This is a genomic window from Psychrobacter sp. AOP7-B1-24, assembly GCF_052376215.1.
In the GTDB taxonomy this organism is placed as follows: Bacteria; Pseudomonadota; Gammaproteobacteria; order Pseudomonadales; family Moraxellaceae; genus Psychrobacter.
This window is the reverse complement of sequence record NZ_JBQSVL010000002.1, coordinates 48899-73040: the sequence shown is the minus strand read 5'-3', so window position 1 is coordinate 73040 and position 24142 is coordinate 48899. Positions and strand designations below refer to the sequence as shown.

The 24142-nt window shown below is 43.8% G+C and carries 33 protein-coding genes and 1 other RNA gene; 11 read left to right on the top strand and 23 right to left on the bottom strand.

The window, feature by feature from the left end:
- Window positions 1-69: 69 nt before the first annotated feature.
- Complete coding sequence (locus ACT3QP_RS00950; RefSeq protein WP_444524131.1) at window positions 70-1839, bottom strand: DUF389 domain-containing protein; 1770 nt, start codon at window positions 1837-1839, stop codon at window positions 70-72.
- A 290-nt stretch (window positions 1840-2129) separates the two neighbouring features.
- Here ACT3QP_RS00950 and ACT3QP_RS00945 point away from each other — a divergent pair, with 290 nt between their 5' ends.
- Window positions 2130-2342, top strand: coding sequence for a hypothetical protein (locus ACT3QP_RS00945; protein ID WP_444524130.1), 213 nt, complete (start codon window positions 2130-2132; stop codon window positions 2340-2342).
- Window positions 2343-2435: 93 nt separating this feature from the next.
- Here the strand turns inward: ACT3QP_RS00945 and ACT3QP_RS00940 are convergent, their stop codons facing one another.
- Window positions 2436-3785: a L,D-transpeptidase family protein gene (locus ACT3QP_RS00940; RefSeq protein ID WP_444524129.1), complete on the bottom strand. Its 1350-nt coding sequence runs from the start codon at window positions 3783-3785 to the stop codon at window positions 2436-2438.
- A 368-nt stretch (window positions 3786-4153) separates the two neighbouring features.
- Here ACT3QP_RS00940 and prmB point away from each other — a divergent pair, with 368 nt between their 5' ends.
- Window positions 4154-5329: a 50S ribosomal protein L3 N(5)-glutamine methyltransferase gene (gene prmB / locus ACT3QP_RS00935; protein WP_444524128.1), complete on the top strand. Its 1176-nt coding sequence runs from the start codon at window positions 4154-4156 to the stop codon at window positions 5327-5329.
- An 89-nt stretch (window positions 5330-5418) separates the two neighbouring features.
- A complete protein-coding gene (gene aroC, locus ACT3QP_RS00930) occupies window positions 5419-6522 on the top strand; it encodes a chorismate synthase (RefSeq protein WP_444524127.1) in 1104 nt (367 codons plus the stop codon).
- Window positions 6523-6773: 251 nt separating this feature from the next.
- Here aroC and ACT3QP_RS00925 read toward each other — a convergent pair whose 3' ends face one another.
- The 4 genes from ACT3QP_RS00925 to ACT3QP_RS00910 all read right to left on the bottom strand — a co-directional run bounded on the left by ACT3QP_RS00925 (window position 6774) and on the right by ACT3QP_RS00910 (window position 11507).
- On the bottom strand, window positions 6774-7034 hold the full coding sequence (locus ACT3QP_RS00925) for a hypothetical protein (RefSeq protein ID WP_444524126.1): 261 nt from the start codon (window positions 7032-7034) through the stop codon (window positions 6774-6776).
- Between the two features lie 132 nt (window positions 7035-7166).
- Window positions 7167-8948: a two-component system sensor histidine kinase CreC gene (gene creC / locus ACT3QP_RS00920; protein WP_444524125.1), complete on the bottom strand. Its 1782-nt coding sequence runs from the start codon at window positions 8946-8948 to the stop codon at window positions 7167-7169.
- Window positions 8949-8981: 33 nt separating this feature from the next.
- The gene (locus ACT3QP_RS00915) at window positions 8982-9764 is read right to left on the bottom strand and encodes a response regulator (RefSeq protein ID WP_444524124.1); all 783 of its coding nucleotides are present in this window, start codon (window positions 9762-9764) and stop codon (window positions 8982-8984) included.
- Window positions 9765-10121: 357 nt separating this feature from the next.
- Complete coding sequence (locus tag ACT3QP_RS00910) at window positions 10122-11507, bottom strand: glycerophosphodiester phosphodiesterase family protein (protein WP_444524123.1); 1386 nt, start codon at window positions 11505-11507, stop codon at window positions 10122-10124.
- A 173-nt stretch (window positions 11508-11680) separates the two neighbouring features.
- On the opposite strand from ACT3QP_RS00910, the gene ACT3QP_RS00905 reads away from it, so the two are divergent.
- From ACT3QP_RS00905 to ACT3QP_RS00895, 3 genes are all read left to right on the top strand, one after another.
- A complete protein-coding gene (locus tag ACT3QP_RS00905; protein WP_442061893.1) occupies window positions 11681-12352 on the top strand; it encodes an alpha/beta hydrolase in 672 nt (223 codons plus the stop codon).
- An 85-nt stretch (window positions 12353-12437) separates the two neighbouring features.
- Window positions 12438-12796, top strand: a transfer-messenger RNA (tmRNA) gene (gene ssrA, locus ACT3QP_RS00900).
- Window positions 12797-12997: 201 nt separating this feature from the next.
- Complete coding sequence (locus tag ACT3QP_RS00895) at window positions 12998-14143, top strand: tyrosine-type recombinase/integrase (protein ID WP_444524122.1); 1146 nt, start codon at window positions 12998-13000, stop codon at window positions 14141-14143.
- Between the two features lie 11 nt (window positions 14144-14154).
- On the opposite strand, the gene ACT3QP_RS00890 is transcribed toward ACT3QP_RS00895, so the two are convergent.
- From ACT3QP_RS00890 to ACT3QP_RS00810, 17 genes are all read right to left on the bottom strand, one after another.
- Window positions 14155-14355 carry a hypothetical protein gene (locus ACT3QP_RS00890; protein ID WP_444524121.1) on the bottom strand — a complete coding sequence of 67 codons (201 nt, stop codon included), beginning with the start codon at window positions 14353-14355 and terminating at the stop codon, window positions 14155-14157.
- Between the two features lie 12 nt (window positions 14356-14367).
- Window positions 14368-14514: a hypothetical protein gene (locus tag ACT3QP_RS00885; RefSeq protein ID WP_333614230.1), complete on the bottom strand. Its 147-nt coding sequence runs from the start codon at window positions 14512-14514 to the stop codon at window positions 14368-14370.
- A gap of 11 nt (window positions 14515-14525) precedes the next feature.
- Window positions 14526-14921 carry a hypothetical protein gene (locus tag ACT3QP_RS00880; RefSeq protein ID WP_444524120.1) on the bottom strand — a complete coding sequence of 132 codons (396 nt, stop codon included), beginning with the start codon at window positions 14919-14921 and terminating at the stop codon, window positions 14526-14528.
- Window positions 14914-15189 carry a hypothetical protein gene (locus tag ACT3QP_RS00875; RefSeq protein WP_444524119.1) on the bottom strand — a complete coding sequence of 92 codons (276 nt, stop codon included), beginning with the start codon at window positions 15187-15189 and terminating at the stop codon, window positions 14914-14916. Before ACT3QP_RS00875 ends, ACT3QP_RS00880 begins: the two co-directional genes overlap by 8 nt.
- Window positions 15182-15598 carry a hypothetical protein gene (locus ACT3QP_RS00870; RefSeq protein ID WP_444524118.1) on the bottom strand — a complete coding sequence of 139 codons (417 nt, stop codon included), beginning with the start codon at window positions 15596-15598 and terminating at the stop codon, window positions 15182-15184. The genes ACT3QP_RS00875 and ACT3QP_RS00870 overlap by 8 nt, the downstream gene beginning before the upstream one ends.
- 9 nt (window positions 15599-15607) lie before the next feature.
- Window positions 15608-16360, bottom strand: coding sequence for an exodeoxyribonuclease X C-terminal domain-containing protein (locus tag ACT3QP_RS00865; RefSeq protein WP_444524117.1), 753 nt, complete (start codon window positions 16358-16360; stop codon window positions 15608-15610).
- The gene (locus ACT3QP_RS00860; protein ID WP_444524116.1) at window positions 16357-16908 is read right to left on the bottom strand and encodes a hypothetical protein; all 552 of its coding nucleotides are present in this window, start codon (window positions 16906-16908) and stop codon (window positions 16357-16359) included. The genes ACT3QP_RS00865 and ACT3QP_RS00860 overlap by 4 nt, the downstream gene beginning before the upstream one ends.
- On the bottom strand, window positions 16901-17095 hold the full coding sequence (locus ACT3QP_RS00855) for a hypothetical protein (RefSeq protein WP_444524115.1): 195 nt from the start codon (window positions 17093-17095) through the stop codon (window positions 16901-16903). Before ACT3QP_RS00855 ends, ACT3QP_RS00860 begins: the two co-directional genes overlap by 8 nt.
- Window positions 17088-17501 carry a hypothetical protein gene (locus ACT3QP_RS00850; protein WP_444524114.1) on the bottom strand — a complete coding sequence of 138 codons (414 nt, stop codon included), beginning with the start codon at window positions 17499-17501 and terminating at the stop codon, window positions 17088-17090. Before ACT3QP_RS00850 ends, ACT3QP_RS00855 begins: the two co-directional genes overlap by 8 nt.
- 178 nt (window positions 17502-17679) lie before the next feature.
- Window positions 17680-18171 (bottom strand): hypothetical protein, encoded by a 492-nt coding sequence (locus tag ACT3QP_RS00845; RefSeq protein WP_444524113.1) that lies wholly within the window; start codon window positions 18169-18171, stop codon window positions 17680-17682.
- 10 nt (window positions 18172-18181) lie between these two features.
- Window positions 18182-18970, bottom strand: coding sequence for a hypothetical protein (locus ACT3QP_RS00840; protein ID WP_444524112.1), 789 nt, complete (start codon window positions 18968-18970; stop codon window positions 18182-18184).
- 22 nt (window positions 18971-18992) lie between these two features.
- Complete coding sequence (locus ACT3QP_RS00835; RefSeq protein WP_444524111.1) at window positions 18993-19652, bottom strand: ATP-binding protein; 660 nt, start codon at window positions 19650-19652, stop codon at window positions 18993-18995.
- Window positions 19652-19825, bottom strand: coding sequence for a hypothetical protein (locus ACT3QP_RS00830; protein ID WP_444524110.1), 174 nt, complete (start codon window positions 19823-19825; stop codon window positions 19652-19654). The genes ACT3QP_RS00835 and ACT3QP_RS00830 overlap by 1 nt, the downstream gene beginning before the upstream one ends.
- Window positions 19822-20088, bottom strand: coding sequence for a hypothetical protein (locus ACT3QP_RS00825; protein WP_444524109.1), 267 nt, complete (start codon window positions 20086-20088; stop codon window positions 19822-19824). The genes ACT3QP_RS00830 and ACT3QP_RS00825 overlap by 4 nt, the downstream gene beginning before the upstream one ends.
- Window positions 20085-20381, bottom strand: a complete 297-nt coding sequence (locus ACT3QP_RS00820; protein ID WP_444524108.1) for a hypothetical protein — start codon at window positions 20379-20381, stop codon at window positions 20085-20087. The genes ACT3QP_RS00825 and ACT3QP_RS00820 overlap by 4 nt, the downstream gene beginning before the upstream one ends.
- Before the next feature lie 302 nt (window positions 20382-20683).
- Window positions 20684-20842: a hypothetical protein gene (locus ACT3QP_RS00815; RefSeq protein ID WP_444524107.1), complete on the bottom strand. Its 159-nt coding sequence runs from the start codon at window positions 20840-20842 to the stop codon at window positions 20684-20686.
- A gap of 228 nt (window positions 20843-21070) precedes the next feature.
- Window positions 21071-21778 (bottom strand): LexA family protein, encoded by a 708-nt coding sequence (locus tag ACT3QP_RS00810; protein WP_444524106.1) that lies wholly within the window; start codon window positions 21776-21778, stop codon window positions 21071-21073.
- Window positions 21779-21903: 125 nt separating this feature from the next.
- Here ACT3QP_RS00810 and ACT3QP_RS00805 point away from each other — a divergent pair, with 125 nt between their 5' ends.
- The 5 genes from ACT3QP_RS00805 to ACT3QP_RS00785 are packed head-to-tail and all read left to right on the top strand — an operon-like array spanning window position 21904 to window position 24115.
- Window positions 21904-22143 (top strand): hypothetical protein, encoded by a 240-nt coding sequence (locus tag ACT3QP_RS00805; protein WP_444524105.1) that lies wholly within the window; start codon window positions 21904-21906, stop codon window positions 22141-22143.
- Between the two features lie 2 nt (window positions 22144-22145).
- The gene (locus ACT3QP_RS00800; protein WP_444524104.1) at window positions 22146-22475 is read left to right on the top strand and encodes a CII family transcriptional regulator; all 330 of its coding nucleotides are present in this window, start codon (window positions 22146-22148) and stop codon (window positions 22473-22475) included.
- A gap of 7 nt (window positions 22476-22482) precedes the next feature.
- The gene (locus ACT3QP_RS00795; protein ID WP_444524103.1) at window positions 22483-22947 is read left to right on the top strand and encodes a Rha family transcriptional regulator; all 465 of its coding nucleotides are present in this window, start codon (window positions 22483-22485) and stop codon (window positions 22945-22947) included.
- The gene (locus tag ACT3QP_RS00790; protein WP_444524102.1) at window positions 22944-23195 is read left to right on the top strand and encodes a hypothetical protein; all 252 of its coding nucleotides are present in this window, start codon (window positions 22944-22946) and stop codon (window positions 23193-23195) included. The genes ACT3QP_RS00795 and ACT3QP_RS00790 overlap by 4 nt, the downstream gene beginning before the upstream one ends.
- On the top strand, window positions 23192-24115 hold the full coding sequence (locus ACT3QP_RS00785) for a hypothetical protein (RefSeq protein WP_444524101.1): 924 nt from the start codon (window positions 23192-23194) through the stop codon (window positions 24113-24115). The genes ACT3QP_RS00790 and ACT3QP_RS00785 overlap by 4 nt, the downstream gene beginning before the upstream one ends.
- Window positions 24116-24142: the final 27 nt, after the last annotated feature.

Genomic DNA, 24142 nt, shown 5'->3' with positions numbered 1-24142 from the left:
TACATTTAATCATTTATAGCCTATTCAAATGACACTCGTTTGAATTGAGGACACGCCCTAGAACATGTCCTAATTGGCTAAAATCGCTGCATCGGTTTCATCCAACTTATCTTTTACCAGTGGATTGGATTCTATGACTTGCACTGGGAAGTAGCGTAGTTGTAGTTTAATGGGTAAATAGTTGGGGAAATTATCAGCCATATCTTGGGTAATAACAGATTCAATCTGACGTACATCGTATGAGCTCGGTGTTGTCTCACCACGGATCACTGCTCGCACCACTTGATATTCATCTACGGTATCGAACTGTGTATTGGTCAGCACGTTGCCTTTATTGATAAAGTAACTATTGATGGTTTCTTTTACGTTACTCTCAAACTTTTGTTGCTTAGCATTGCCCTGTAAGTTGATTGACAAGTAAGTTCCTAATACGCCTAACAATATTAACGTCACGGCATTGCGCCGCAAAAAAGTTAAGTAAGTGTTGGATTTGTAGTCATCATCAACCAAACGGCGAAATCCTAAAACCCATAAGACAAGCGCATTGGTAAATTGAATGGCAATAATGTTGGTTATTGCTAATAAAAAAGCACCAAGCCCGAGCTGTACCTCACCGTTAGCAAATAAAATACCACTAGCCGCAAGCGGTGGCACCAATGCTGTGGCAACGGCTACGCCCACAACGGCAACCGAGAGATGTGGTGATACCATCGCATAGGCACCTGCAGTACCGCCCGCTAGAGCAATCATTAAATCCATGGATGTTGGTTGAGTACGCGACAGTATTTCTGCTGTTAAAGGCTGATCTTTGTGCAGCCACCCAACTATAAACCCAACGAATATTACCAATGACACACCAACTAGCATAGTGATGAGCGACCTGCGCAGTAGCGGCATACGGTGGTCAATGATAGCCAGTGCTATGCCAGTAATTGGGCCTAGCATCATAGCAACGAGCATGGCTCCAATAACGACAGCTGCCGAGTTGGTCACCAGTCCATAACTGGCAATAATAGCCGAAAGTATATTCATAATGAAATACATTCGACTAGGCAGTGCATTGGCTTCAATTCTGACTCGTACTTCGGGATAGTCTACTTTTTGATTGCTAAATTGCTCAGCGACAAATTGCTTATAAGACTCAAGTTTGGCTTCTTTTTCTTCTTTGACATCTTCTTCCTGCCCAGCACTTTCTTGTCCAGAATCGTCGCTTTCTTGATCCAGGTCATCTTCTATCGTTTCTTTTCTTTGACTCTCTTCATTCTTGTTTTCTGACGTGTTTGTTTTTACATTCCGATCAGAAAGTGGCGTTGTGGCTGCTACCGAATCATTAGGTTGTGTATCAGTGGTGCTTTGGCTTTTTTCTAAATGCTGCATATTTTCTGTTTTAGCAGTTACTTTAGCATCGGCCTCATCGTGAGAGGTTTGTTCATTTGATTTGGTGCTTTCTAAGTTTTCGGTAGTTTCTGAGGTGTTGCTTGTATTATCCGTCTCATGTGGTGTTTCAAGGCCTGTATTGTCAGTAGATGTTTGAGTTTCAGATGTTTGAGTTGCCAGATCAGGTGTCTCTGATTCAGGTGTAGTGTTGTCAGAGGGCTCTAAAGACGCCACGGCTATATCCTCACTGAGTGATTCTATGACGACTTTGGTTTCAGGTGGCTGGGCACCTGACATATCTTCGCCGAATTCATTCTCATCCTCATCAAGGTTTTCGGAATGATTTAAGTCAGGCGCTGCAGCATTAACCGAGACATTTTGTTCATTTGGCGTATGAGTATCGTCTCGTGTCTTCTCTGAGATGACAGAGTCGTTAATGGTGTCTTTTTCAGAAGGTGTCATGGCAGGTAGCTTTCTAAAGAATAAAAGAAAGTTATTATTGTAATGATAAACAGATAAAGATATATGATTTTTTTGCGGCTGAGGATATATAGTGCTTATGGAGTGGTAGCCGCTGCATAAGTGGTTTTTGCTAGCTTCGCAGCACTAAAAATTAAAACCTTAATAATAGCATGGGTTTGTTTTTTATTCATCCTTTATGGCTGCTATCTAGGGTCATATTAAATACTTACTTTTAATATGGGATTAATGTATAAATGTGTTATATCCACAATAAAAGTAAGGAATATCTTATGAACTGGCCATTATTCTCTGTCATTTATTCAATAGCAGCAACCGTTACCATTGGCGTGTTTATAGTTGCCACTTTAGTAACAGGTTTTAATGAGATATTGCATGTTCAAATAGCAGTCGCATTAGGCATTTTGGTATCTATTCCTGCAGGTTTATTTTTTACTAAAAAAGTTGGTAGTATTACTGGAAATGAAGAAGGTTATGAAGCGTAAGAAAGCTTGCACTTGCTCAACATGACTTTATATTTAGACATAAAAAAGACCTTGATATATATCAAAGTCTTTTTTGGTGATTACGGTGGAAAACTATTTGAGCTCGACAGTGGCTCCGTTTTCAACATTGGCATAAACTTCTAGTACATCCCAGTTGGTCAAACGAACACAACCTGCTGAGCCTTGGCGGCTGATGCCTTCAGGTACTGGTGAACCGTGCAAACCATAAGAAGGTTTAGACAGTCCCATCCATACGACACCTACTGGATTGTTTGGTCCTGGTGCGATCATATGAACTTTCTTTTGAGCACCTTTACCGACAGTAGATTTATACCAAGGCATTTTAACCTTATTGATGATTTTAAACGTACCTTTTGGTGACGGTGTAGCATCACTACCAACGGTGGTCGGATAGGTAGCAACCAGTTTATCGCCGTTATAGGCATACAGTGTTTTGTCTGCTTTATTGGCAACGATACGGTTGATGCGTTGGTTAAGCTCGCCACGGGTATTAAGTACCGTGATAGTCTCACCAACTTTGTACGTTTTGTTTTTGTTGAGCTTATCTAAGTAGCGCACATCCATGTGGAAACGTTCGCCTAACATCTCTTTGATGTCTTGATAATACAACCCCTTCATCTTCGACTTGGCTTCTGAACCAGACGGGGTGGTCGCAAATTTAGTATCTAGGTCTTCTTGCGTCAAGGTATAAGTAACCAATACGGGTTTGTTGGTTGGAATGTCTTTAATCAAAGCATTCCATGTTTTTTGGTCCATTTTACCGGTTGCTGACAAGCCTTTCATCTTCTGAAAATTGGTAAGGGCTTTCTTACTATTCATACCCCAGCCACCATCGATAGGACCAGGAGATGCATGGTTCCAGTCGAGTAACGCCTGCATCTTAATCGTCATGGCTGAGTTGACTTTCATATTCGGCGACCAAACTGACTCATTGACTTGTTTGGCATAGTTTGACAAGTTAAGCGTGGTGTATCTCTTACCATTCTTACTTTCGATATTTTTGATGGTCGGATCGTTGCTAAAATCTTGACGTTTTTCACTCTCAGGTAATTCGAAAGAGAGTGGGTCAGATGAGTCGATCGAGGATATATCGCTAGGCGCCGCAACAGCTTGACCTTCGGTAATATCGTCATTACGATCAGCTTGCTCATCTTTACGTGTCAGCTCTACAGCACTCATATTATCTGCAGCGGCTGACTCTGTGTCTTCTTTTGAATCGATTAATTGCGTCATACTATCAGCTGACGAACCGCTACCTAGTGAATTGCTACGATTTTCTTGCACATCGAGGCTAACTTTTTTGGCGAGTGAGTCGGCTGTACGTACTGGCAATGTGCGAGTACTGTCAGTAGTGGCGGCAATCGCACTAGCGCTCACAATAGCGATAGATAGCGCGGTAACAATAGGCTTTATTTTCATCATGTTAAATCACTTGTAGTTTGTGCTAATGCAGCTATTATGCGCAAACTTTAGATGCTTCGCAAACTTTAGACACATCTTTTTTCATTTAATGCTTGCTAAACGTCAACTGCTGACGTATTCACTACAGTTGGGTAATATCTTAACGAGAGTATATACAGCTCAAGACCCAATTATTTTATAAAGGTTTGTTATCTTTCGCATTATTTCTATGGGCACAAAAGCGCAAGTGTTGGCGCTACTTAGCGTTTATGTCTATAATATACGACTAGGTTTACATTCACACGCCTAGTGAATAAATCGATTTTTAACAGCAAGCAATTTAACTCACCCACATGTAGTCAACGACCATGTAATCAGCAAGGTATGATATGTCAGAAGACCAAACAATGAGCGCAGAAGAGTTTCAAAATCAGTACTTCAATGACAATGGATCTGAAGGTTCAGAAGATAATATGTCATTCGATTTAGAAACTGGACTCTTAGGTGAAGACGATCAGTTTGCTAATTTACACGCCGAGTTAGAAGAAGCGCGTGAGCAGCTCGTTAGTATTCGTGATTTCATCCGTTTTTCTGTGACTCAGTTGCGTAATTACGATGTGGTCGTTGCACAAGGCACGACAGATGAGTTCGCTGAGGCCTCTGCGATTGTATTACATTCCTTATCGCTAGACTGGTCTGCAAATGAGCAAATTCTTGATTGTCGTTTGACCACATCAGAAAAACAGTTGGTGCTTAGCCTGTTAGAAGAGCGTATCGCAGAGCGTAAGCCACTCAGTTACTTGATTAACTTGTCCTATTTCTGCGATTTGCCTTTCTATGTGGATGAGCGTGTGTTGATTCCGCGCTCACCGATAGCAGAACTGATACGTCAGCAGTTTCACCCTTACTTTGAGGTGACTGAGTTGGCTAAGCCGTTAGGGAGCAGTCCTAATGAGCAAGGCGCCGTGTTTTATGATCATGGTTTAGACGTAAAGCAACTGTCGCAGCCTGAGCGTGTTTTGGATATGTGTACAGGTTCTGGCTGTATTGCTATTGCCCTTGCGACTCGCTTCGTCGATGCCTTAGTGGACGCTGTTGATATCGATAAAGGCGCGCTCGAAGTGGCCATGGTCAATGTCGACCACCATGACCTTGGTCATCAAGTCAATGTGATTGAGTCAGATTTGTTTGCTAAGATTCCGACTGAAAATCAATATGAGCTTATCGTGACCAATCCGCCGTATGTTGATGCAGCGATTATGGCTGATTTGCCACCTGAGTTCTTATATGAGCCTGAGCATGCGCTAGCAGCGGGTCAAGACGGCTTAGATTTGGTACATCGCATCTTGTTTGAAGCGCCAGATTACTTGAGTCCAGAAGGCTTGCTTATCTGTGAAGTGGGCGACAGCGAATGGGCATTAAAACAAGCCTATCCTGAAATTCAGTTTGACTGGCTCAAGTTTGCTCATGGCGGTCATGGTGTCTTTGCGATTACTTATGATGAGCTTGTGTCACATCGTCAGCTATTTGCTGCTTATGTTCAGCTCTTAGACAGTATTCAATAGCCAAGTATAAACCTCGACAGTCACAAATAAAAAAGTACAAACGATTGGTTAAATAGTCATCAGTAGCGTTTACTGGTTTAAGGATAGTTATGGCAGGCAATAGTATTGGGCAGGTTTTTACGGTTACCACGTGCGGTGAGTCGCATGGTTCAGGTCTTATGGCAATCGTTGATGGCGTGCCACCAGGATTGATATTATCTGCAGATGATTTGCAGATAGATTTGGATCGCCGTAAGCCGGGGACGTCCAAGTATTCTACCCAGCGCCGTGAGTCTGATGAAGTGGAAATTATCTCTGGTGTGTTCGAAGGTAAAACGACGGGCACATCGATTGGTTTATTGATTCGAAATACCAATCAAAAATCAAAAGACTATAGCGAGATTAAAGATACTTTTCGTCCGGGTCATGCCGATTACACTTATAGTATGAAGTATGGTTTTCGTGATTATCGTGGTGGTGGGCGTTCTTCAGCACGCGAAACAGCAATGCGAGTCGCGGCTGGTGCGATTGCCAAAAAGTATCTGCAAGACCGACTGGGTGTGCAAGTCCGTGGTCATGTGACGCAGATTGGTAATGAGTATAGCAACGCAGCAGACGCTAGTAAGATTGACTGGGATTTTGTGAACAGCAATCCGTTTTTTTGTGCTGACAAAGAAGCAGTGAGCCGTTTTGAGACCTTGATAGACAGCCTGCGCCGTGAAGGTACCAGCTGTGGTGCGCGTCTAGAAGTTATCGCAAGCGGTGTACCAGTGGGACTTGGTGAGCCAGTGTTTGATCGTTTGGATGCTGATATTGCGCATGCTATGATGAGTATCAATGCCGTTAAAGGTGTTGAGGTTGGTGATGGTATGGCGGTGGCTGGACAGTTCGGTCATAGCGCTCGTGATGAGCTGACACCAGACGGTTTCACTGCCAATCATGCTGGCGGTATCTTGGGCGGTATCTCCTCAGGGCAAGACATTCGTGTCAGTATCGCCCTCAAGCCAACTTCTAGTATTACCACGGCTGGCAAGAGTATCAATATTCAAGGCGAGTCAATCGATATGCTGACCAAAGGTCGTCATGATCCGTGTGTTGGTGTGCGTGCCACGCCTATCGCAGAAGCCATGCTAGCGATTGTGTTGCTCGATCATTACCTGCGTCATCGTGGTCAGAACGCCGATGTCGAGCAGCCAGTTGAGTCGATTACATAGTCTTAATATTATACCATTCACAAGAATACGATTAGCTGTGTCAAAATCGCTTAGCCTACAACGTGTAGTGCTTGCACTCTTTTTCCTTGCTACTCTAATTTTTGTGAATGGTATTAGTATCAATGCCAACACCAGTATTTTGATCGTAAAGTAACTGATAAAGCCCTATGTTAGCTCTAATCAGAAATCATTAGCGCTAACATAAGGCTTTTTTGTGGATGATCAAAAGGTCTAGCGCAGTGAGTGAATGCTTAAGCCGCTATTTGATAAGCATCAACTGCCACACAGCGTTGATGGCGAAATACCAATAATAGCTGCTGACTAGGGATGGCGAGCCAATGCCCAAACTCAATACTATCGATGCCTTGATTGGACAAAGTCTGTGCGCAATGATGACGACTATGACCTAGCAAGTTCTCAATCAAATCGTTTTCAACCAAACGATTCTTGGCAAAATGTTTGTCAATAAGCTGATTTTTGATTACAGGGTTTTTAATAGATGAGGGTTGCATAGACTTTCTACCTTTAATGATGATTACGAATTTGAATAACGCTATCGTAAAAAAAAGAAATAGAAATTCTATGCAGGAGTGATGGAAAATGTATGAACTGTCGTTAAAGTGAAGGATGCGTGGGTCTGTATTTTATGCTTTCGCCAAAGGTAGGGTGATACTCACCATTACGCCAGAATGTGGGTATTTAGTAGCATTAGCCTTGTCATTTTTAGCGTCTTCGTTGCTATTGACATTGTTAATCGCAACCTGACCTCCATGATGTTCGATGACTTGTTTTACTAAGGTCAAACCAAGGCCAGTGCCTTTCTTGAGAGTGTTGCTCGTTGTATGCGGCTGTGCCTGAGGGGTCGCCACTTTGGAGGACTCATCTGAATGCGTGGCAGCTTGGCTCTGATGCGATAGGCTAAAATAACGGTCAAATGCTTTATCAACCGCATAATCAGGTAGTAACTTACCATCGTTAAAAATATCAATGTTTAGGGTGTGTGCATGGCTATACAGCCGAATAGTGACTGTGTTTTTGGCAAAATAAATGGCGTTGTCCAATATATTCTGCAATACCTGCACTAACCAAAATTGATCTGCAAATACATGGGTGTTTGCTAGTGATTCTGGCGATAAATTGGTTTTATCAGTCAATAATATATCATTAATATAGATATCGATCGGCGGTAGCTGTTGCTGTTGTAATTTAGCGGCATTGTCTTTTTTGAGCGTTTGTAACACAGGCAATAGAGGTGTTAATTGCCGATTTAGCTTAAAACTGGGTTGCTCAACTTTGGCAAGTAAAAGCAGCCGATCAATTAATTGCTGCATTTTGATGCTTTGTTCGCCAATAGTTTCGATGAGCATCTGCCGGTCTGTATTATCAAGCAGGCTATTATCAACTCCGTCATCTTCTAATAGCTCGCCACTGGCACGAATGGCCGTTAAGGGGCTTTTAAGCTCATGGGTGAGGGTATGGACGTAGTCAGTGACATACGCTCGGTTTTCTAATCGGTGTTTCATCGATTCAATGGTATCTGTGAGGCTGTTGAGCTCATGACCTAAATAAAAATAGGGCTTTTTGGTATCTTCAGCCAGTGCGCCTGTATATTGAGTCACGAGTGTGATGCTTTGCTTGAGCCACCATGCCACTAGCCCTGCCAAAATAAGAGCAGCAATACTCATAAACAGCGCGGTAACCAGCATGCGATTGCGCGTATCATCCAAATAAGGCAGTACGCTAGCGACTGGTTTGCCGACACTGACGATGCCAATTAGATTGCCAGCTTCATCTTTTATCGGCTGTGCCACATACATAATCGTACCATCGCGCTGATAACGATCTTGTGTCGTGCTTCTTGCGCCATATTGACCTTTTAGAGTCAGATATACATCGTTCCAGCGACTGTAATCTTGTCCTTCGTCGTTATTAGGCTCAGGCAAAGAGTCATATATGACCATACCTGTCTTGTCCGTTACGTATATCCGAAAGCTGCTATGATTTTTACTTTTATACTTCGGCTCTCTGGTTTTACTCATTTCTGGCGTGCCAATAAATACGGTATCAAGTCTTGCTTGATAGGCCTCATCATATAGCTGTCCTGAAGACAAGGGTATTTGCAAACTGGCTGCAAGTAATTTGCTGGTATCTAATAAGGTATCTTCGATGACTTGCTGCGCGGTTGGTTTGACATAACCAAACAGTTGCGTAAACGCGGCCACACCGCAAATGCTCAGTACTAAAGCAACGGCTAACCATATTCTAAAAAATATACTTAAATTCAGCAGTTTTTTTGGCTCAGTCGTTTGCTGTACCGTGCCAATGGGATGTAGCTTTGCATACCAATTGCTTTGGCTGGCATGAGTATGATGAGTAGAGCTGTTTTTCGCGCTATTATCATCAATTTTATTTGTTTTATGACTCATATAGTTATCAGTACAGTTGGTAGTTATAGAGTGCTAAGCAGGGCACAACGCATAACCTAGCCCGCGATGCGTATGAATGACATCAGTGCTAGCATCGACAGTCGCCAATTGCTTACGAATCGCCTTAATGTGACTGTCTATCGTTCGAGCCAGACGATGATCAGGATAATCACTAACCGCATTTAGTAACTGCTCGCGACTGAATACCTGATTGGGTGCTTGTAATAAGGTCAACAAGATTTTGCGCTCGGTATTACTCAGCTCAAGCTTTTGCTCTTGCCACATTAACGAGTAATTGAGCGGTTGATAATGCCAAACACCAGATTGACACTCAAAGGTTAACGCTTGCCCTGACATGTTGTTAGTAGCGTTATCGTTCGCAATATCATCTGCTGATGTGGACTGTATGGCAGACTGTTGAGACAGCAATTGCTCACGCCGCCAAATGGCTTTTAGGCGTGCGACCAATTCGCGCGGACTAAAGGGCTTGGCACAGTAATCATCGCCGCCCATCTCCAACCCCAATATGCGATCAACTTCATCACTACGAGCGGTCAAAAATACGATTGGTAGATCTTTTAAATCGTCTATATCAGAGGTATGACGTATTTGCTGACATAGGCTTAAACCATCACCATCTGGCAATCCTACGTCCAAAATAATGGCGGATAGCGTTTTTGCCTCTTCACTGTGTAACATCGGCAGTACGCTGCTGGCATTGTCTAACCAAGTTATCTGCCAGCCCTCACGTTTGCAAGTGACTTTGAGCGACATCGCGATAGCGGGATCATCTTCTACCAATAAAATATGAGTCATGACGGTATACTTATTTAATAAAAATGTGTAAAAAGTGGCGTGTTTGACGCGACGGTTGGTTAATTCATCAATCATCATCGCACAAATATTGTCAGTGCCGACTCTGCTGAATACAGTTTGTATGTAGGCGTGATAAAAAAGCCCTAAAGTTGTTGAGATTATCCTAGCACAAAAGTCCCAAGGCATTCTGATAATGCTTATCAAAAGCGATGAAAAATTGATGGAAAAATAGGCGCGTGGTTATGTGTGCAGTACAAAAAAGGTCAACCAAGTGGCGACTTGGTTGACCTTGCCAATAATAAACAGAGATGATTTGGGATTAATCAATCGATCTCGATAGAAAGAGTTAAGCCGTTATTAGCTCAAGCCCTTACAGTTTGCATAGTAGGTAACGGTTGCTGGCCAGTCAGAAAAAATACCTTTTACCCCAACGTCTTGTGCCAACACATCGATATAAGTCATCATATCGCCATCGTTATTAATCGCCTTATCCAAATCACTATAATACCAACCACCTCCAGAGGCTAAAGGCTCTGAGCGCTCTAGTGACCAAGTAACAATATCCAAATTAAGCGCTTTGGCTTGTTTGGCATAAGCGGACGGTATCATTTTACCTGTCGCGTCAGTGGTGACCAATATCCAAGGTGGCGGTGCGATGGTTTTAATACCACGCGCTTTGATATTAGTGAGAGAGTGTTTCCATGTAGTGGGGTCATTGTTATCAAAGGTTTTGCCAGTTGCGGTCTCATTGCTATCGTCGATTAGGTAAATGGCATTCGCACCAAAATCAGGCTCATGTTTAATCCAGTAATCGACATCTTCAATATTAAACGACTGAGCAAACACGTCACTGGCAGCCACGCCTGCGTCTTTGTAAGTGTCAATCAACTGCTGACGATAAGCATCTACGCTATAGCCGTTAAATGGCATGGTAACTGCTGGTGATTTTAGCTCTGGCGTGTGTTTCATACCGAGGCTTTGGGCAAGCTGAATATGTTCTTTTAACGTTAAAACTTGGCCATTTTGCGAATATAAATCGGTTCGCCATGCAGCCGTTGCATTCATATAGTCGTTTAGGTTAGTGGCGGTTTTATCTGCGGCATCCATTTTCCCTGTCAGGGTCTTAAATTCATTGACACTAATGTCTGAGGTGCGGCATTCAATACTGTCGGCATTGGTCAGTACACCATTGGCATCTATGATAGGTGGTACGGTGCACTGTTCGGCGAGCGGTGTCGCAAGAATACTCGTAGTGGTATGCAGATCGTCTTGTGCGTGGCGACAGACCAGCTCGCCATCGTTGGTAAAAGCCACATCGCATTCTAATATGCCAGCGCCCATTTGCGCTGAGGCGAGGTAGCTGTCATAAGTGTGTTCTGGTAGCTGTAAAGGTGCGCCGCGATGGGCAATAGAAAAGTCGGTTTTGCTAGGCGTTTGCGCACTACAAGACATCAGCTCGTCTTTTAATGGTCCTGCGTCCATATCGTTGACCAAATAAAAGGGCCGCACACCATAAGTATAAGCTTGAGGCTTAGCTGGCAAGGTTTTGGGTGACTGTTTTAGTGAGGGTTTAATAGTTTGATGGGACGTTTGAGTCAACGTGGTAGTGCGTATATCATCTGCGGCCATTGATAGCGTAGAAGCGGCAGTCAATGCCATGATCATATTAATTTGTTTGAATGCTTTAAAGGATGGATTTTTGATTTGATTCAGCCTAGCCACTGAATTATCTGACATTGTCATGTAAACTGTCCCTACAAAAAGTTAAAAAAATAAATACAACATTGCGTTCATTGATTCATATATTAAGTTAACTGATAATTTTTAAAAAATGATGACAAAGCAGTGACTGTTACAAAAATATTTTATTTTCAATTAAGTTTTGTTGAACATTCAAACAATATTAAGGATACGTTATGACTGACTATTTAGACGCTGTTATCGTTGAGCACAATCCTGCTAACAAGACAGTAGACCGAGCTGTTATTTGGTTACATGGTTTAGGGGCGAGTGGTCACGATTTTGAGCCTGTGGTACCGCAACTTGGATTGTCTAAAGACATGGCAGTACGGTTTGTTTTTCCGCATGCGCCCAAGCGTGCCGTGACGGTAAATGGCGGTATGGTCATGCCAGCATGGTACGATATTTTGGAGATGAGCCTTGAGCGTAAAATCGATGTCGCTCAAATTGAAGGGTCTACTCAACAAATCAATGATTTAATTGCTCGTGAAGTTGAGCGCGGCGTGGCTCCTGAGCATATTGTTATTGCAGGGTTTTCGCAGGGCGGGGCAGTGGCATATCATGTGGCACTTGGCTATCCAAAGCGTTTGGCTGGCTTGATGACACTCTCTACGTACTTGGCAACCAATGATAATATTGATTATAGTACCGCTAATAAAGATATGCCAATTTTGATTGAGCATGGTACTCACGATCCGGTGGTTCCTGCTGTGTTAGGCGAGCAGGCACAGCAGCTGCTATCAGAAAAGGGCTATAATGTGGCTTATCATACTTATCCAATGGCGCATCAGGTCTGTATGCCGCAGATTCAAGCTATCGGTCAATGGTTAAATGGCGTCTTGGCCTAGATAATTGAGCTGTAACGTAATGTAATACAGGGTTTATAAAGGTTGAAACCTACCCACTACCTACTATATAATAACTGACCTTATTGGGGATGTTCTGGCTTCGACGCTGGTAATGAAACTTAATGATGCATGTCGAGAGTATATGTCCTCTCGTAAATTAAACATATATTGTTATAGTCGCAAACGACGAAAATTACGCTCTAGCAGCATAAACCCTGCTTACTGCGCTGCTGATTACCTATAGTTGGTTAGCCCAGTTGAAGCGTCCGCATATAGGTTCGCCACAAGGGATTGTCTCAATCGCTTGGGTTCAAAAGTAGAGAATCGTCCAATCCATCCTGACTGTCGGATCGGTGCGGACTAAAACTAAAGACAGAAACTAAACATGTAGATTCATGAGCGTAATGCTGGCGGACGCGGGTTCAACTCCCGCCATCTCCACCAAATATAGTTAGACAATGTAAAACATAGTTAAACAAAGTAAGACGTAAAAACCTACCAAACCCCTTAAAACACTACGTTTCAAGGGGTTTTTTAGTGCCTATACCGACGTTAATAGGACATAGTTAAGCATTGACAAGCATAGTCAATCATAGTATTAATGCACACAAGGTACACACGCACTGACACACGGGATTGACGACGATGATAACCAAAGACCAGCAGATAAAAGCACTCAAGCCAGCGGATAAGCGCTACTCAAAATCATTGGGCGATGGGTTGTCGATTGACGTTATGCCGTCCGGTCAAAAGTCTTGGGTTCTTGCTTATATTAAGGCTGGCAAGCGCACACGAACAAAGCTAGGCACTTACCCGGTACTATCACTTAAAGATGCTCGCACATTGGCGCAAGAAATGCAGCGTCAGGCAATCATGGGTTATAACGACATACTGGTTGAGGACTTGGTGAAGGAGTGGCTGTCTGTGTACTCGCCAGCCTGGACAAGCCAAAAGTATCACGACACGGTGGTCTATCGATTGGAGCTTGTGACCCACCGCATTGCTAAAGTAAAAGCCAATGACGTGAATCGCGCCATGATATCGAATGAGATTAGCCTACTTATTGCCAATGGCACCATAGAGACGGCCAATAGATGCTTGCGTCTGCTTAACTCGCTGTTTGATTATGCACTGGCCAAAGATTATGTGCAGAACAATCCTTGCTCATTGGTCAGCAAGATGATACCGTCGCGCAAAGTTATTAACATGGCCTGCCTACCTATTACTGAAATGCCAAAATTTTGGACCAAGCTTAACTATATGGACATGCAGTTTGAAACCAAGCAAGCAATCGCCTTATATAATTATCTTGCCTGCCGTCCAAGCGAGCTTGCAAAATCAAGATGGGACACAGGGGAGTTTGATTTAGAAAATGGTATCTGGCTCATACCAGCGCACAGAATGAAGATGCGCCAAGAGCATATGATCCCGCTGACCGAAAAGCCGCTTGAGATATTGCGCGAGCTTTATAACAATCGTACCAATGATGAGTATGTTTTTAAAAAGAAAAGCAAACCTTGGGAACACATGCCTACCGAGACACCACTGGCCGCTATCAAGCGTGCGGCTGGGGCTGGCAAGATGACGACACACGGCTTTAGATCATTGCTATCGACACACGCCAACGCCTCAAAAGAGTTTGATAAAGACGTTATCGAGCGTCACCTGGCGCACGTACCGGAGAATAAAGGCCGATTTGCTTATAATCGCGCAGACTATTGGGATGAGCGCGTGCGATTAATGCGGTGGTGGTCTGATATTGTCACGCCTTGGATTTACACACAGGCATAAAAAAAGGCGCATTAAGCGCCTTCCTCGTCTGTAATTTCTTCATCTAAAAACTCTATTTCTTTTATTCTATCGACCGTTGATTGTTTCCACCATTTTAATTGCTTGTTGGTTCTATCTGGTGGGTATTGGTCCATATAATTATCGCGGAAGGTGCGAGGGTCTTTAAACCCCAGCTCGTTTGCTGTTTCCTTCATACTCAACCATCTAATCATTGTCGTTCTCCATCAAGCCATATTAAAAGAAACACTTGCTTCAACATCAAATTCAGTTTGGCAGTCGTTGCAAGTCGCGGTCAGTATTTCGCCGTCCATAACCAACACACTACTCACTTCATAACCGCCGCCACATTCCGGACAATTAGCATCACCCATAAATCACCTCACTATTGAAATTCAAAACCCATTTGCGCGTTAGACAGCGCAAAGGATTTATAATGTTTGAAAATATCTTGCACTGCTGACTGTTCAAGCCAGATGCAGTTAACGTTTACATGAGATTCAGCCTTGGACAGCTCGTTATCTACATAACCGATGTTATTCACATAGCTATCACTAGATATCAGAAAGCTATCTTTTTCTTCGCTATCCCAACTGCTGCTAAAGTAGCGCCACAATGAAACCTTGATCGTATCTTCGTCATGAATGTGAAAATACAGATCGTACTTGTAATTGGTGGTAGGGATATGTAGTAACTGACTACCAATCGATAAGGGCGCTTGCTTAAAAAGCATTAAGTGGTTGAAGTCAGAACAACCTGTTAGATGTTTAAAATCACCCATTAGACACCTCATCTAAACATTCACGCGCATTGCCAATAGCGGCTCGCAACCTGATATTCTCGCCAGCCAAGTTTTGGACTTGCTGCCGCAATGCCGTTAAGTCTTGCTGGTCCTTTTTGCGTTGAGTGTCGTACTCATGACTGACTGCGCTTTCGACCATGTCCACAAGTTTGTAGATATACGGACGAAAACCCATTGATCCATCATCAAGTTTTTTATGCTCAAGGCCGCTGGCAAGCGCCATCTTGTCTATGCGTTCTTTATCCACCTTGCTTCTCCTTCATCGACTCAGCCTTACACTCTTCAAATTGCTCATTAGCCCACTGTACGGCCGCTAACTCAAGAGCCTCTATATCATTCGAGTAAAACCATTTTTTTTGGTAATACCCCCAACCACTAACCCATGAGCTACCATCGCTATTAAACTGCATGGGCTTAGGCGTAGCGAACTCTGCCAAAAACCCAAGTTTGTTTTTGTGATACAGCATCTCGTAAACTTCCGATGGCTCAATATCGTGGGGTAGGTCTAGCAGATCGCAAACACTCTCTTCTTCAAGCACGGCGTCCAGCAAGTCTTGGCTTGGTCGTTCAGCCAAGCACATATAGATAGGGATAAACCTCTCGCACCTTACTTCGGCATCAAAAAACCTACCATTCACTTCTTTTTTATTATTCACAGCCGACTCCTACACGTTAATATTAATATTGCCAGTTATGGCATCGAGACACGCCTTAACCAGATAAGCATTGTCGTGATTTTTTATAATCCACTGTAAGTAACCGCGATCAGTGACCGCTATGTCCTTGATGGTTTTACCCTGGTGCTTACCAAACGTAAAAGTAAGCGGAATCCGCGCTTCCTCGCTGGCAAGATATAACTGTTCCATGCTAGTGAAGAACCCAATCTCGCATAAGCACTCAAGCAGCCATAGCGTGAACGTCACGTCATAACCAGCATTGTGAGCATTGCGACAATACTTACGTGCTAGCTCAGGATTAATAGCGTAGGTGAGTGCGCCTAACGAATGACTATCCAGGTCAGGTAGTAATCGACGCGCCAGTGCTTGCGTACAGATAGCCTTATATTGGCTAACATCGACGCCAGCATTAGCAGCGACTTGAATATCAAAATCCACGTTATGACCTATGATGTAGGCTTCACCTTCAGGTAGCAGGGTTGGTATAAGGTCTTTATGGTTATGAGTGCCTTTTAAGTTATCCATCGTTATATGACTAACAGCCATAGCGCCATAGCTTATAGCGCGATCAGGCGTGCAAAGAATAGATAAGCTACGAGGTGGGCTTGGTAGATGATCTAGGTCCGCACGTATAGAGCCTTTTTTATCAAAACGAACATTGCGCCACCCAAGCTGTGTCGCTTCCGCTTCTTTACTCACGTCGGTTGCTTCAAAGTCGATAATCATTGCTGGCGTGTTCATGCTGCTTGACTCCCTTGTTTTGTCGTTGACATCAACCCTAATTCTTTTTTTATCATCTGCTCTGCTTTTGCGTAATTTAGGACCATGAGTGGCACTTGTTTTTTCTCAATCAGTCGTTCAGCATCTATCGCCTTACGCTCTTTATCGGTCAGCTTTTGTGCTCGCAGTACAACGTAAGAGCCTGGCATGTCAATATCATTCTCTTTCTCTCGCGCTGCTGCAAACGCTATTTGCGCCATTTCTGGAATGGTTCTACGTTCGCTGAGACAGTCTTTATCAACCGTAGCAACAGCTTTGCCGTATTGACGGCTGAAAACATGGGCCGTCATCTTATAACGATGAGGGTAGCCCAAAACCTCATTGATAATACCCTTGTCTCTAAACTCATCAAAGAACTGGCAGCGATCACGTACTTGAGTGTCACCCAGCGATGGATCTAAAGGGATAACCATATAGCCATCATAAAATTGCGGCTCTTTAGCACGCGCCTGATTAACCTTCTTTGCTTGCGCTTTTTTGCGCTTATCGCGGTTTTTAGCTTTAGCCATGTGCCACCTCCGGTGTTAATTCGTACCAATCTTGCATTGTGAACAAGCCATTTAAGATGCTGACTTGCTTAAATACGTGACGCATAAACGTCGCGTCATAGCGACCATGCCAGTTGTGCGGCATATAACTGATTGCTGTGTTCTCGCAAAACTCATAGATCAGAGTCGCTATCGTGTAGTTACCCATGTTTGGGTACAGTTTTTTTGATCACAGACGACATGCAGATGAAGTTAAAAGCATCTGTTGGCACGCCAGCGTTAGATAATAGCTGCATAATCTGCTTTGCGTCGTGACAGACGATATAGTCTGTCTCAACCTTGGCCATAACGTCACTTAAGACATTTTTGTAGTAGTCAGCACCGTCCAGCTCTCTGTGATGAATGCCGTACAAGCCTTTTTGCTCGCTTGTGATTGAGCGCCTTACATAACAGAGATGATGGCTTTCTTCCCAAGGCTTCTTGGGGTTTACTTCAATAACGCCCTGATTTGTATCAGTGAACATGATCTGCGACGATGCCACCTGCGTCGCTTGGGCATACCTGGTTGTGTCGGTCGCCTTGATATCGATAATTGTTGCTGCTTTTGTGTTCATAATGTTTTCCGTAGTAGGGTAGAGTTGCTGCATAAGTCACCTATGCGGTGATAAAAGTTTGGGCAACTGGCATCAGCTAGTTGGTGATTTCTAAGCCACCTGTACGGTGGTATTTCAGCCATCAACGAATAGCAGCTTACGGCTGCAAATCGTTATTCCAAAAAGTTAAAACTGACCGTCAAGCCAGCTTGCGCTCGTCACAGTAGATTGGCGTATTATCTTTATGCCACTGCTTATGACATGGATCGCACAGCCACATAACATCCAGCAGCTTGTTATAGTCGCAATGATGACCATGTAATTCAGATTCACGCTGGCAAGTCTCGCAACAAGAAGCTCTAGCTATCTTGCCGTCACGCAAGGCGTTATTAACTGCATTGTGCGCTTGGCGTATCAGTGGATTGCGTTCGGCATAAGCACGTTTAGCCGCACTTGCTCGCTGCTGACCTCGCTCAGTCTGCTGATAATCCTTACGCGCTTGTACACGCTCAGGATTGTTAGCACGTTGTCTATCGAACTCGCGGCGAGCCTCGATATTATTAGCTCTGTTGGTTCTAGCCTTGGCGCGTATGCACTCTTTGCAGTCGCCAGACTTACCATCACTGCGGATAGATGACTTGTAATAATCACCCTCCGCTTTGTTAGTTTTGCAGTATCTACAATGAATCATGATTAGCTCCTCAGAATGGAATATCCATGTCGTCAACCATCGGGGCGTTGTTCGATGCTGGATTGTTCGCTGGTGCGTTATTGCTCTGCTGCGCTGGCGCCCCGCGCTGATAAGTAACGCTATTGTTTTGCTGTCCACCTTGATTAGTCATCTGATTATTGAAACCATTTTGCGGCTGACCGTTCATTGCAGCTTCGTTCTCAGCCTTCTCTTTAGACTTCGCGCTGTACTTAATCATTGCCTCAGTCACGGTGTTAAACGCCTCGGGGTTTGCTGGCTGGTTATTAGCCTTTTCATGCGGTAACTGGCGCGTTTCAGCGTCAAAGACATTGAAAAGATCAGGTGCGCCGCGTTTAACCTCAAACTTCGTTTTATGAAAGTAGTATCTATCAGTTAAGAACATACCGACCTTCTTGCCAGCCAGCTCAGGGGCCACCATGCCATTGACGGTTACGTCCTTTTGTTGATCGAAGTCGTACTCTTGGTGCGAACCTTGCACTTGTGATAGTGAAGGGACGTTGGCGCAAAGCATCATGGCGTTGATAATATTTTCACCTGACCAGCTTTTGCCTGATTCGTCAGCGTAAGGGATTTCAATCATGGCCGTTGACTTGTCAGCGTTCATAATATGAACCGTTAAGTTATGAACAGCCGGACTCATGCGAGTGTTGGTCTTCCATGCTGCGCTAAGTATTTTATAAACATCGCTAGTATCACCAGTGATGTAGTTTGACTGGCCAACTTTAGCGGCCTTTGATTTATCGAGTTGCCAAAAGGCTTGTTGTGATTGCTGATTCATGGTGCTTCTCCTGATTGAAGAATTAAGCCTGTTCTGGCTGTTGGTATGGGTTTTTAAGTAAACCGTAGTATTCGCAAATAGCGTCATCTACAGCATTAAGGTCGTTCGGAATAAGGTCAGACTTGAACATATCTTCAGGGCTTTTAACGGTGTTGAAGCCGTTATTTTTGGTCATAAAGAAGTGGCTGTTGTCTTGGATGGTGGTCTGCAAAACCATTGTTACCATGCCCTCTAGGACGATCTTGTCATCGAGCATCTTGCCAATGGTTTTAATCTTGCTTCTACCGTTATCTTCTTGGATGTGCGAGAGGATATAAACGCGCTTATCGTCTGGCACTTCACGAATAGCAGTGTTGATGATTGACCAGGCGTTATAAGCCATGATGTTGTAGCGCTGAAAAGCAGCGTCACCAGTGAATTTTTGATTAGCGCCACCAATGTATTCATTGCCCATGACGTACTGAAAATCATCAATGACAATGACCGGTGCTTTCGACTGCAATAAGACCTGCTTAATACGCTCAGCGTTGTCAGTCGCCATTTTTTTGAATTTATGGCCACCGCGAAAGGGTAGTGGCTTGTTGTTGACGTTGATAACGCCCACTAGATTTGGGTCCAAGTGCTTCAAGCTGAATGACTTGCCTTCACCTGAATTACCTAATACAAAAGTCACGATAGCCATCAGTTGCTCTCCTTATCCATCATAAAAATACTGTCAAAGTCAGCAAGCAAGCGGTCATCTACCTGCTTGTCGGTCGGCTGGCGAGTCGCTGCAAGCGCCTGCTCAGCGTGCCAGCGTCGCTCGTCTTCCTGCGACCATTCCCAGCCTGCTTGTGATTGTTGGTACTGACTCATGACTTTCTCCCATACGCTTCCGCGATAACCTTGTTTGCATGTGCCGCTGTTTTGGCTTTGTCTGACATCTCGTATTCAACATCATTCAAATCAGCATCAAAATCACTGTCCTCGTAGTAACCCGCCAGCATCAACTTGTGACGCTCGACTTGTGCATCTTGATTTGCAAATTCGCTGTCTACAGCGTTTGGCGCGACTGCAAAAGCAATGACCGACCATGTTCCAATGGCTGCCAGTAATAGGCTGACTAGTAACTTATTCACATCGCACTCCTTAATTCACTACTGGTTAATGGGTTGCCTGTCTCGCTGACTGGCACTGCGTATAGGTGCGGCACACCAAGGTCGGATATAAACTGCGTACCGTGAAAGCAATGAATGTACGTGACAAACATTTCATCAATTGCATCTGCATCACTAACATCTGACACAGCGCATAAAATCAAACTGTCATCATGGTTGCGGCCACGTAAGGCGTCTTTTGCTAATTCTGAACCTGATAGTTCGATTGGGCTGGCGTGTCTGCCAGTGTTGATTCGTTCTAATAAACCTGTCATAATCTAATTACTCCGTAGTAGAGTGTTATGTCCCGATCAGTTCATGCTGATTGGGGCTTTTTTATGCCTGAATTTTGACGTTAAGCGCAGCGATTAAAGCGTCGGCGTGTTGCACTGCTGACAGCGCTATCTGAACGCTACTCACTTGCTTGCCAGCGTGGGCTTGAATAAGTCCTTGCATTGCTGATGCGGCTAACTGGTCGCTAAACTCTGCCCCATATCCTCTATTGCTGCTTTTACCGCGTTGACTGTGTAGATTGATGTTGCTCTATACGCGTTAAGCACCCTTATATCTACTTCGCTCATACATCCTCCTGATTCAAAGGCTTAGCCATAACAGAGCGACAGTCTTCGCCGTATTGTTCGCGCAAATCCTCCATGCGCTCATCAACATCATGAACCCATTCAGTTGTGGTAATTTCTTCGCCGCTATCAAGAAATACCGTAAATTCAAATTCCATGCTTTTATCTCCGTAGTAGTGGTCATAGACCGTTGGTTAATTCAGCATTGACAGCTAGTGATCGCTGCGTCGTCTGCGTTTTGCCTTGCGATGTGGTTATAATAGCAATACTATTAATAATAGTCAATAGCTCAACTATTAATTAGCAAAAATAAATAGCTAAACTACTATTATTTATTTTAGACAATAAAAAACCGCCTCATGAGGCGGCTTGGTTATTGAGCTTTACTACACAAGCAGCTTGTTGTACTCCACAGCTACACCGCAAATCTCAAAAGGTGAAAACCTGCTATCTATAATAGGATAATCCTCGTTTGATGGCACAAGCTCGCTATACTCCCTCCCTGTCTGCTCATCAAAACCTCTTGGCCTCCATTTCTTAAATGTGGTTGCATTCTCGCCTTTTTTAAGCGCTATTACAAAGTCACCCGCTTTTGGCTGCCTGCTTGGACTGATTAGCACCATGTCCTTTGGGTAAAAGTCTTTAATCATACTATTACCCTCTATCACGACCCAGAAACAATCATCGCCGTGTAGTTCTGTGTTATAGGGCGCCCCTTCTTCAACAATCGCATCATCAAAATAATCACAAAACGAACCAGCTTGCACGTAATTTAGTATCGGCGCTTTTTTAAACTTGGATTTTCCTTGCACCGTAAAGTTGTCACCACTCATTTGTTTAGCTAAAGACGATGAGAAGTCTGATACTGGTACTTGTAGTGACTCAGCCAGTTTTATTGCTGACTCCAAGCTCAAAGCTGTACGGCCATTTAAAAAGTGACCTACTGCGCCCTGTGTCCATCCGCAATCTGCTGCAATAGTTTCTTGGCTTATCTTCTTGCCTTTATTACGCGCCTCAATCTTTTTAGCCTCATAGATCGCCTTTAGTCTAGCGGCATCTTTTAGCTGCGCCTCTGTCAACTCAACCTTGCTCATAACGATTCCTTATTGGTTTTTGCGTATTTTGTAATAGCTTTGCTATTAATACAAATACCGTAGCTATTGATTTAATATAATAGTGGTGCTATTATTAATACCTAAGATACTTAGAGGGCAAACTTATGGACATCCTAACGCTAGAAAAAGCAGTAAGAATGTATAAGCAAGACCCACTTGCTGATCTTTTAGGGGTAACGCAGGGCGCTGTCCAGCAAGCAAGTGGCAAAAATCGAAACATATTCATTGTGCAGGACGATGACGGCTATACAGCCTTTGAAATCAAACCTGCATTTAGAACCAATCCAAATATTAACGATATTAGCCAGCTCATTAGTAGCGGACTACAACCAGAGGAGGCATAACCATGTGCCACACCCCGATACACGCATTATCAAACGAACACCGTGAGATCGCACGAGACAACCACCGCATTTTATTGCAGCGTATTGCAGACAAGGGGCAAAACGTCGTTGCAGATGCAGTCGGTATCACTGAGAGCAAAATGAGCCGTATCAAAGACACGACCGAAGGCAAGGGCGACCTTGAGCTGTTTGCAATCTTGGCCGCCGTGCTAGGTGTGAAGCTAAAAGATAAAGACGATGTTTACTGCGACCGTCGCACCGCCGAGGCAATGGCGACCATGCTACGCACCAGTGTCAACTCGCCTGATTTTATCAACATCATTTTTAAGTGAGGACGATATGGAATTAATACTTAGCGATTTATTCAGCAGCGACTTAAAGATGAGCAGTCGTGAAATTGCAGAACTAACAGGCAAGGAGCACAAGAACGTTAAACGTGACTGCGCCCTTATGCTGAATGAGCTTGAAATAGATACGCTCAGATTTGAGCGCATCTATTTAGATGGGATGAACCGCCAACAAACTGAGTATGTGTTAGATGAGGAACTAACTCTTACTTTGGTTACTGGTTACAGCGTCAAGTTAAGAAACGCGGTCATAAAAATATGGAAGCAGCTAGAAAACCAAACCGTATCACTGCAAGACGAAATCAATAAAATCTGCGCTAAAGAAAACTTTGATAAAGCACTTGGATCGTTGCACGGCAAGGGCTTGGCGGAACGTAAAAAGACCAAAAAAGCAAATAGCAATATATTCCAAAACCTTATAAACCAAGCGCAGCTAACGCTAGGGTTCGGAAAATGAAGATCACCGATAACAAACCACTCTCTTGCGAGCAGTTCAGCGCAAAACGTGCCAGCGAGCACTTAGAGCGTGAACAAGAGTATGAGCGCAAGGCAAGGCTGGCACGTCAGACCATCGATGAATGCGAGCAGGAAAAGAGAGACAAGGAAGCTGACCAAGCGGCATTTTGGAAAGTTGTTTATATCCTCGCCCATGTAGCAGCGGCACTTGTGCTATTCACAATTTATGGATTTTGGGGGAAATCATGATAAGAGAGCAAATTTTTACGGATATGAGTTGTTATCCAAAAGTCAGTGACACAGCAACACCAATCGATGCAGTTGAGTGGTTTGCTAAAAACGTCGGCATCACAAACTTGGATGATCCAAGCGTGAAGATAAAAACCATCATTGATGATGTGAACGAGTGTGAGCTGGCAAGGCAGAAAGCTAGAAAAGAGCGTGAAGCGAAAGCACAAGATGCATTCCTTGATGCGATGTTTAATCTCAATAACGGCACCGCTGAGTTACGTCAGAAGGGTGATCGCACCAAGCCAGCGGCTAAGCAGCTAAAGGTAGCTAAAAAGGTAGCTAAAAAGGTAGCTAAAAAGGTAGCTAAACCAACTACACGAGGTAGAGCGCTTGGTTTTAAGGCTGGCGAGTATAAAGAAGCCAAGGCGCGTCGTGTGCCAATCGTAGCAAAACTAAAGGCTGGCGAGTTTATAGAGGTATTGCAGCAGGACGAAAGCATAGAGAGGCAGCGTGAGTATTCTCAGCAATATTCCGATATTTCGCATATCAGAAGCAATCTGGGGTTAAAAGTGGCTCGTGTGCGCTGCAATCAAAGAGGCGTGTCTTTTTATGCTATCGACGCATTCCCACGGTACGAGTCAGAAGTGGCGATCAGTGGCACGATCAGCGATAAGAATTTGCTGCTACAAGCGCTACTGAGCAGAGAGCTAGTGCTGGCAAGTGATTTAACGTGTTCGGCTAAGGTGGCATCAAGAAATGTAATGTCGATCATGCGTAAGCACGACTTGGATATTTATACCGTGTTCAGTGGTTCAACAACTGAGGGCTGGATATTTATTCCAAATAAAGAAAAGCAGCAAGCAAAGATTCATGATCTTGGCGATATGTTGCAAGCGCTGGATCATTTAAAAGATAAAAAGGAAAAAGCTGGGCAATAAAAAAGCCTAAGAGATGCGAACTCAAAG